The organism is Micromonospora arida (assembly GCF_003857035.1).
In the GTDB taxonomy this organism is placed as follows: Bacteria; Actinomycetota; Actinomycetes; order Mycobacteriales; family Micromonosporaceae; genus Micromonospora; species Micromonospora arida.
The window spans coordinates 1-8051 of sequence record NZ_QGSY01000233.1; the positions used below are offsets into that span (position 1 = coordinate 1).

Consider the following 8051-nt stretch of genomic DNA (forward strand, 5'->3'; position numbering starts at 1 on the left):
GCCAAGATCTGCGCAACTTCCCCGATGTTGCTGCCTCCGACACGCGGGGAGGCAGCAACATCTCCGATACTGCGCGGATCTTGACGACGAACCACTGCCCCCGAGAGCAGGAGCGGGGTCTGGTGCGCCCACCGCCGCCAAGGTCACGCTCGAACCAGGATCCAGTGGCATCGCCGACGCACCGACACCACTACAACCAGGATGTTGCGCGATCTTGCCTTCCGCGGAGCGCCGGGAACGCCTACATCTGCGTAGAGCGCGATCTTTGGCGACTCAACCTTGACGGTTACCCTTTCTGACCGGGCATTTCATCCTGTGCTCGCATGTCAGGTGCGACCTGGGCGATCCGGAATGAGCTGCACTGGGCAGGTGATTCCCGCCAGCATTCTTGGCCACGCGCTGCCATGGTCCGAGTCGGACTACCTCGCCCTCGGTGAGACAGCCCAGCGGATCGAGCTCCTCGACGGCAGCCTGCTCATCGGACCACCGCCTTCCGTCCGACACCAGGTGATCGTCCGTGGTCTGACAGCCGCGTTGGAACCCGGCTGCGCGGCGGCGGATCGCACTCTGCTCCCGGTGATCAACCTACGACTGAACGGCACCCGGATCCTCAACCCCGACCTTGTGGTGACGGCGGAGCTGGATCTCACGGCCGACTGCGTGCCGGCGGACCCGGTCCTGCTGGTCGGGGAGGTCACCGCACCACACACCGCCACCATCGACCGGGTGCTGAAGCCGCACCTGTACGCCACAGCCGGGATCGAGTGGTATCTCCTCGTTGAGCAAGAAAGCCTGAGCGTGAACCTCTACCAGCTACAGGGGGCCCACTACGTAGAGCGGTCGACCACCAGGACCGGCGAGGTGTTGGAGCTGGCTGAGCCGGTGAAGGCCACCATCCGGCCGGAGGAACTGCTCCCCTGACGGGTGTCGGTCGGCTGGCCTAGGGTCGGTCCATGACCGAGTTCGACGCGGCCACCGCCGCCGTCCAGGCCGCCCTCGACGCGGGCGCCCGGTACGCCGACGCCCGGGTGATGCACCGCCGCTACGAGTCGATGACCGCGCGCAACGGCGACGTGGAGGAGCTGACGCAGGACGAGAGCATCGGCATCGGTGTCCGGGCTCTTGTCGGTGCGAGTTGGGGCTTCCACGCCGTACCCGATCTGTCGGACGCCGCCGCCCGCGACGCCGGCCGGCGCGCGACGCGGACCGCCATGGCGAGCGCGCGGGTGCCGGGCCCTTCGGTCGACCTGGTGCCGGTCCAGGCGGTCACCGCGAGCTGGGCCTCCGGCTGCCAGATCGACCCGCTCGGGGTGCCCCTGTCGGACAAGGGCGATCTGCTGGTCGACGCGACCCGCACGATGGCCGAGCACGGCGCGGACCTGGCCGAGGGCCTGTACCAGATCTGGGACACCGCGAAGTGGTTCGTCTCCAGCGAGGGCCACCGGATCGACCAGCGCATCCGCGAGTGCGGCGGCGGCATCTCCGCCACCTCGATCGGCGACGGCGAGACGCAGCGCCGCTCCTGGCCGAGCTACCGCGGTCAGTACGGCACCACCGGGTGGGAGCTGGTCGAGTCGCTGGACCTGGCCGCGCATGCCGCGCAGATCGCCGAGGAGTCCCGGGCGCTGCTCACCGCGCCGCCCTGCCCGGCCGGCGAGACCGATCTGATCCTCGGCGGGGAGCAGTTGGCCCTCCAGATCCACGAGTCGGTCGGGCACGCCATCGAACTGGACCGGATCCTCGGCTGGGAGGCGGCGTTCGCCGGCACGTCCTGGCTGGACCTGGCCCAGCTCGGCTCGCTGCGTTACGGCTCGGAGCTGATGAACATCACCATCGACCCGACGATCCCGGGTGCGCTGGGCAGCTTCGGTTTCGACGACGAGGGCTCCCCGGCGGTCAAGCGGGACGCGGTCCGCGACGGTCGCTGGGTGGGTGTGCTCGCCGGCCGGGATTCCGCCGCGATGGCAAGCCTGGACTACGGCGGCAGCGTACGGGCCGACGGGTGGGCCCGGCTGCCGATGGTGCGGATGACCAACGTCGGCCTGGAACCCGGCCCACACACGCTGGAGGAGATCATCGCCGCCACCGACGACGGCGTGTTGATGGACCTCAACCGGTCCTGGTCGATCGACGACAAGCGGCTCAACTTCCAGTTCGGCTGTGAGGTCGGCTGGGAGATCAAGAAGGGGCGGCGGGGGCGGATGCTGCGCAACCCCACGTACACCGGGATCGGTCCGCTGTTCTGGCGCTCGATGGACATGCTCTCCAGCGAGACGGTCTCCTGGGGGACGCCCAACTGCGGCAAGGGCCAACCCGGCCAGGTCGGGCACACCGGCCACCCGGCCGCGCCGGCCCGGTTCCGCAACGTCCGCGTGGGGGTGTCAGCGTGAGCGCGAGGAGTGAGCCGGGTTTGCGAGCCCCGCAGTCGCGAACGAAAGGTGGCTCAGCGTGAGCGCGAGGAGTGAGCCGGGTTTGCGAGCCCCGCAGTCGCGAACGAAAGGTGGCTCAGCGTGAGCGCGAGGAGTGAGCCGGGTTTGCGAGCCCCGCAGTCGCGAACGAAAGGTGGCTCGGCATGAGTGGGCAGACGGAGTTGGAGCTGGCCGGGCAGGTCGTGGAGCTGGTTCGGCGTCTTGGCGGACCGGCAACGCAGGTCGAGGCGGTGGTGACACGGGCGGACCTGGCGCTGACCCGGTTCGCCAACTCGGGCATCCACCAGAACGTCTCCGAGTCCACGGTCGGGGTCCGGCTGCGGGTGCACGTCGACGGTCGGACGGCTGCCGGTGGTGGCAGCGTGGTCACCGACGACGGGTTGTCCGCCCTGGTGGAGCGCACGCTGGCCGCGGCCCGGCTCTGCCCGCCCGACCCGGGTTGGCCGGGGCTGACCCCGCGCATGCCCATGCAGGACGCCCCGCCCGTCGACGAGGCCACCGCGCACGCCGAGCCGGATCAGCGAGCCGATCGGGTCGGGGCGTTCGTGGCCGCTGCCGGGGGCCTCAGCACCGCCGGTTACTGCCGCACCGCGCACCGCTCGTCGGCGTTCGCCAACTCGGCCGGGCACTCGGCGTACGGCCGCTCGGTGGAGGCGGCGATGGACGGCATCGCCCGCCGTGACGGCGTGGACGGGGTGGCGCGGCGCAGCGCCGACCGGCTGTCCGACCTTGACGGCGCCGAGCTGGGCGCGCAGGCGGCCGCGAAGGCGCAGGCGGCGGCCGACCCGGTCGAGCTGCCGCCGGGGCACTACGAGGTGGTGTTCGAGCCGGCCGCGGTGGCGGACCTCCTGCAGAACCTGTCCTTCTACGGCTTCAACGGCAAGCGCTACGCCGAGCGGCAGTCGTTCGCCGAGCCGGGCGCGGCCCAGTTCGACCGGGCGGTGACAGTGGTGGACGACCCGCTTGGCGGGTCCGGGTTGCCGTTCGACGCGGAGGGCACCGGCCGACGGGCGCTGACGCTGGTCGAGGCGGGCACCACCCGTGCGGTGGCCCACGATCGCCGAACTGCCGCCGAGGCGGGCTCGGAGTCCACCGGGCATGCGGTCGCGGGGGGTGCCACCTGGGGCCCGATGCCCCGCAACCTGCGGCTGACCGGCGCGGTGGCGGGTCCGGCGAGTGCGGTGGGCCGGAGCACCACCGGCGCGGCGGCCGGGGCTGTCGTCGACGCGGACACTGCCGCGTTGGTGGCCGGCGTACGCCGAGGGCTGCTGGTCACCGACCTCTGGTACACGCGGGTGCTCGACCCGAAAAGCCTCGTCGTCACCGGGTTGACCCGCAACGGCGTCTGGCTGATCGAGGACGGCACTGTCGTCCGGGCGGTCCGTGACCTGCGGTTCACCGAGTCGTACCCGCGGGCGCTCGGGCCGGGGGCGGTGCTCGGGCTGGGGGCGCGGGCGGTGCGCCAACCGGAGCGGGTGGACGGTGCCTGGTGGGCGGCGCCCTCACTGCGGCTGGCGTCCTGGCACTTCACCGGAGGCGCCTCCGGCTGACGTTCTCGACGGCGGGCGCCAAACCGGCGTGTCGAGGGCTTTTCCGCAGGCCAGACACACGGGACACTCCCTTGCGCGGACGGCTCGCAGAGATCGGCGTAACGTGTGTCACTTAGCTGCGTCGGTCGATCCGGCGTGGTCGTTGGTGTGCGCATGACGTGGCAGCGGGTGCGGGTTCGCCGGTCCGCGTGCCGACCGGAGAGAGACCAGCCCGCCCGTACGGGCCCGTCGAGGAGACGACTCGAATGACTTCAACGGCAACGAGGCCGAAGGGGGCGCGGGCGCGCGCCGCCATCGCGGCGAAGACGTTGCGTACCGACCGATGGTGGTTCGCCCCGCTGATCACCGTGATCGGGCTCAGCGCCTGGGTCGCGTACGCGACGGTCCGGGTCTTCATGCACAAGTGGTACTGGGTGGACCAGTTCCACTACCTGACCCCGTTCTACTCCCCGTGCGTGACCGACCGGTGTGTCGAGGAAGCCTCGCACTTCGGCCGGTTCCTGCCCGGCTGGTGGATCATCCCGGACGCCGCGCTGACCCTGCCGTTCCTGCTGCTGTTCCGGCTCACCTGCTACTACTACCGCAAGGCGTACTACCGGTCGTTCTGGCTGTCGCCGCCGGCCTGCGCGGTCCCGGACGGGCACAAGGAGTACGGCGGTGAGACCCGTTTCCCGCTGCTCGGGCAGAACCTGCACCGCTACTTCTTCTACGCCGCCGCGATCATCTCGCTGATCAACACCTGGGACGCGATCCTCGCCTTCCACTCGCCCAAGGGCTTCGGCTTCGGGCTGGGCAACATCATCCTGCTGCTCAACGTGGTGATGCTCTGGGCGTACACGATCTCCTGCCACTCCTGCCGGCACATCATCGGCGGCCGGCTCAAGCACTTCTCCAAGCACCCGGTGCGGTACAAGGCCTGGACCTTCGTCTCGGCGTTGAACGTCCGGCACATGCAGCTCGCCTGGATCACCCTCGGCACCCTGGCGCTGGCCGACTTCTACATCATGGCGCTCGCGGCCGGCTGGTTCTCCGACCTGCGGTTCATCAACTAAAGGGCCCCTGACATGACCACAACCACTCGCATCGAACGACACCACTACGACGTCGTCGTCATCGGGGCCGGCGGCGCCGGTCTGCGCGCGGCGATCGAGGCCCGGCTCGCCGGCAAGAAGACCGCGATCATCTCCAAGTCGCTGTTCGGCAAGGCGCACACGGTGATGGCCGAGGGCGGCGCGGCCGCCGCGATGGGCAATGTGAACAGCCGGGACAACTGGCAGGTGCACTTCCGCGACACCATGCGCGGCGGCAAGTTCCTCAACAACTTCCGGATGGCCGAGCTGCACGCGAAGGAGTCGCCGCAGCGGATCTGGGAGCTGGAGACGTACGGTGCGCTCTTCGACCGCACCAAGGACGGCAAGATCTCGCAGCGCAACTTCGGTGGCCACGAGTACCCGCGCCTGGCGCACGTGGGCGACCGGACCGGCCTGGAGTTGATCCGCACCCTCCAGCAGAAGATCGTCTCGCTCCAGCAGGAGGACCAGCGGGAGTTCGGCTCGTACGACGCCCGGATCAGGGTGTTCTCCGAGACGACCATCACCGAGCTGCTGCTCGACGGTGACCGGGTGGCAGGCGCGTTCGGCTACTACCGCGAGTCGGGCGAGTTCATCCTCTTCGAGGCGCCGGCGGTCGTGCTGGCCACCGGCGGCGTCGGACGCTCCTACAAGGTCACCTCGAACTCCTGGGAGTACACCGGGGACGGGCACGCGCTGGCGCTGCGTGCCGGGGCGACGCTGATCAACATGGAGTTCCTCCAGTTCCACCCGACCGGCATGGTCTGGCCGCCCTCGGTGAAGGGCATCCTGGTCACCGAGTCGGTGCGTGGTGACGGCGGCGTCCTGAAGAACTCCGACGGCAAGCGGTTCATGTTCGACTACGTCCCCGACGTCTTCCGCAAGCAGTACGCGGAGACCGAGGAGGAGGCGGACCGCTGGTACACCGACCCGGACAACAACCGGCGTCCACCGGAGCTGTTGCCCCGCGACGAGGTGGCCCGGGCCATCAACAGCGAGGTCAAGGCCGGCCGGGGCTCCCCCGCCGGTGGTGTCTTCCTCGATATCGCGAGCCGACGTTCGGCCGACGAGATCCGCCGCCGGCTGCCGTCGATGTACCACCAGTTCAAGGAGCTGGCCGACGTCGACATCACGGCCGAGCCGATGGAGGTCGGCCCGACCTGTCACTACGTGATGGGCGGGGTCGAGGTGGACCCGGATTCGGGTGCCGCCTTCGGCCACGTACGCGGGCTGTTCGCCGCCGGTGAGGTCTCCGGTGGGATGCACGGCTCCAACCGACTCGGTGGTAACTCTCTGTCCGACCTGCTGGTCTTCGGCAAGCGGGCGGGCGGGCACGCGGCCAGCTACGCCGACGGGCTGACCGCCCGGCCGAAGGTCGCCGTGCACGAGGTCGAGGCGGCCGTGGAGACCGCCCTCGCGCCGCTGCAGCGGGACACCGGCGAGAACCCCTACACCCTTCAGCAGGACCTCCAGGCGGTCATGGGTGACCTGGTGGGCATCATCCGCCGCGAGGGTGAGCTGGCCGACGCACTGGTCCGGCTCGCTGAGCTGCGTGAGCGGGTGGCCAAGGTGAGCGCGGCCGGCGGCCGACGCTACAACCCGGGCTGGCACCTGGCCCTCGACCTGCGCAACATGCTGGTGGTCTCGGAGTGCACCGCGAAGGCGGCGCTGGAGCGGCAGGAGTCGCGCGGCGGGCACACCCGGGAGGACTACCCGACGATGGAGCCGAAGTGGCGGCAGGTCAACCTGGTCTGCGCGCTGGACGGTGACACCGTGCAGCTGACCCGCAAGCCGCTGCCGAAGATGCGGCCGGAGCTGATCGGCCTCTTCGACCGGGCCGAGCTGGCCAAGTACCTCACCGACGAGGAGCTCGCCGACTTCGACGCCCTCGTTGCCGACGCTGGAGAGGCGGACAACCGATGAGCGGGAAGCGTCAGTTCCGGATCTGGCGGGGCGACGAGAGCGGCGGCGACCTCCAGGACTACATGGTGGAGGTGAACGAGGGCGAGGTCGTCCTCGACGTCATCCACCGCCTGCAGGCCACCGACGCGCCCGACCTGGCCTGCCGGTGGAACTGCAAGGCCGGAAAGTGCGGCTCCTGCTCCATGGAGATCAACGGCAAGCCGCGGCTGGGTTGCATGACGCGGATGTCGACCTTCGGCGACGACGAGACCGTCACGGTCACCCCGCTGCGCACCTTCCCGGTCATCCGGGACCTGGTCACCGACGTCTCGTTCAACTACGAGAAGGCACGGGAGACCCCGGCGTTCGCCCCTCCGGCGGACGTGGCCCCGGGTGACTACCGGATGCAGCAGGTCGACGTGGAGCGCTCGCAGGAGTTCCGCAAGTGCATCGAGTGCTTCCTGTGCCAGACGGTCTGCCACGTGATCCGCGATCACGAGGAGAACAAGCAGGCGTTCTCCGGCCCGCGGTACTTCATCCGGGCGGCCGAGCTGGACATGCACCCGCTGGACGCCCGGACCGACCGCAAGGAGTACGCGCAGGCCGAACAGGGCCTCGGCTTCTGCAACATCACCAAGTGCTGCACCGAGGTCTGCCCCGAGCACATCAAGATCACTGACAACGGGATCATCCCCATGAAGGAACGGGTCGTCGACCGCAGGTACGATCCCCTTGTGTGGCTTGGTAGCAAGATCTTCCGTCGGGGCGAGACGCCCCAGACCAGCGTGACCACCGCCCGTCAGGGCTCGGCGAACCCGTCGGGCGGGACCAGGGGCGGGGTCCACTCGCACGCGGGTGGCTCCCACGATTCGCGGGCTGAGGCGCAGGCGCAGAGCGGCGTCAACTGGCACCGGGAGGTGCCCCACCCGACCGCTCCGGCGGTCGACGACCGGGGCAAGCTGCCGCTGACCGAGCTCACCTTCGACCGGGCCGCCGCGCCGTCGCCGTTCGGCGACGACGTGACCTTCCCGCTGCCTCCGGAGCACCTCAACTTCGCGCACCCGGAGCAGGACAACAAGCACTAACCACCCGAACAACAA

Annotated in this window: 6 protein-coding genes; all 6 read left to right on the plus strand. The window is 69.9% G+C overall.

Going from position 1 to position 8051, the window contains the following annotated elements; genetic code table 11:
- Positions 1–369 precede the first annotated feature (369 nt).
- A complete protein-coding gene (locus DLJ58_RS23630) occupies positions 370–921 on the plus strand; it encodes a Uma2 family endonuclease (protein ID WP_244219099.1) in 552 nt (183 codons plus the stop codon).
- 32 nt (positions 922–953) lie between these two features.
- Positions 954–2390: a TldD/PmbA family protein gene (locus DLJ58_RS23635; protein WP_124859392.1), complete on the plus strand. Its 1437-nt coding sequence runs from the start codon at positions 954–956 to the stop codon at positions 2388–2390.
- A 182-nt stretch (positions 2391–2572) separates the two neighbouring features.
- Positions 2573–3979 carry a TldD/PmbA family protein gene (locus DLJ58_RS23640; RefSeq protein WP_124859394.1) on the plus strand — a complete coding sequence of 469 codons (1407 nt, stop codon included), beginning with the start codon at positions 2573–2575 and terminating at the stop codon, positions 3977–3979.
- 245 nt (positions 3980–4224) lie between these two features.
- Positions 4225–5031, plus strand: coding sequence for a hypothetical protein (locus tag DLJ58_RS23645; RefSeq protein ID WP_124859396.1), 807 nt, complete (start codon positions 4225–4227; stop codon positions 5029–5031).
- Positions 5032–5043: 12 nt separating this feature from the next.
- A complete protein-coding gene (locus DLJ58_RS23650) occupies positions 5044–6972 on the plus strand; it encodes a fumarate reductase/succinate dehydrogenase flavoprotein subunit (RefSeq protein ID WP_124859398.1) in 1929 nt (642 codons plus the stop codon).
- Complete coding sequence (locus DLJ58_RS23655) at positions 6969–8036, plus strand: succinate dehydrogenase/fumarate reductase iron-sulfur subunit (protein WP_124859400.1); 1068 nt, start codon at positions 6969–6971, stop codon at positions 8034–8036. Before DLJ58_RS23650 ends, DLJ58_RS23655 begins: the two co-directional genes overlap by 4 nt.
- Positions 8037–8051 lie beyond the last annotated feature (15 nt).

What these genes read in the sequence shown, in the direction of transcription:
- DLJ58_RS23645 (WP_124859396.1), top strand. Translation starts at nt 4,225, where the DNA reads ATGACTTCAACGGCAACGAGGCCGAAGGGGGCGCGGGCGCGCGCCGCC.
- DLJ58_RS23640 (WP_124859394.1), top strand. Translation starts at nt 2,573, where the DNA reads ATGAGTGGGCAGACGGAGTTGGAGCTGGCCGGGCAGGTCGTGGAGCTG.
- DLJ58_RS23635 (WP_124859392.1), top strand. Translation starts at nt 954, where the DNA reads ATGACCGAGTTCGACGCGGCCACCGCCGCCGTCCAGGCCGCCCTCGAC.
- DLJ58_RS23650 (WP_124859398.1), top strand. Translation starts at nt 5,044, where the DNA reads ATGACCACAACCACTCGCATCGAACGACACCACTACGACGTCGTCGTC.
- DLJ58_RS23655 (WP_124859400.1), top strand. Translation starts at nt 6,969, where the DNA reads ATGAGCGGGAAGCGTCAGTTCCGGATCTGGCGGGGCGACGAGAGCGGC.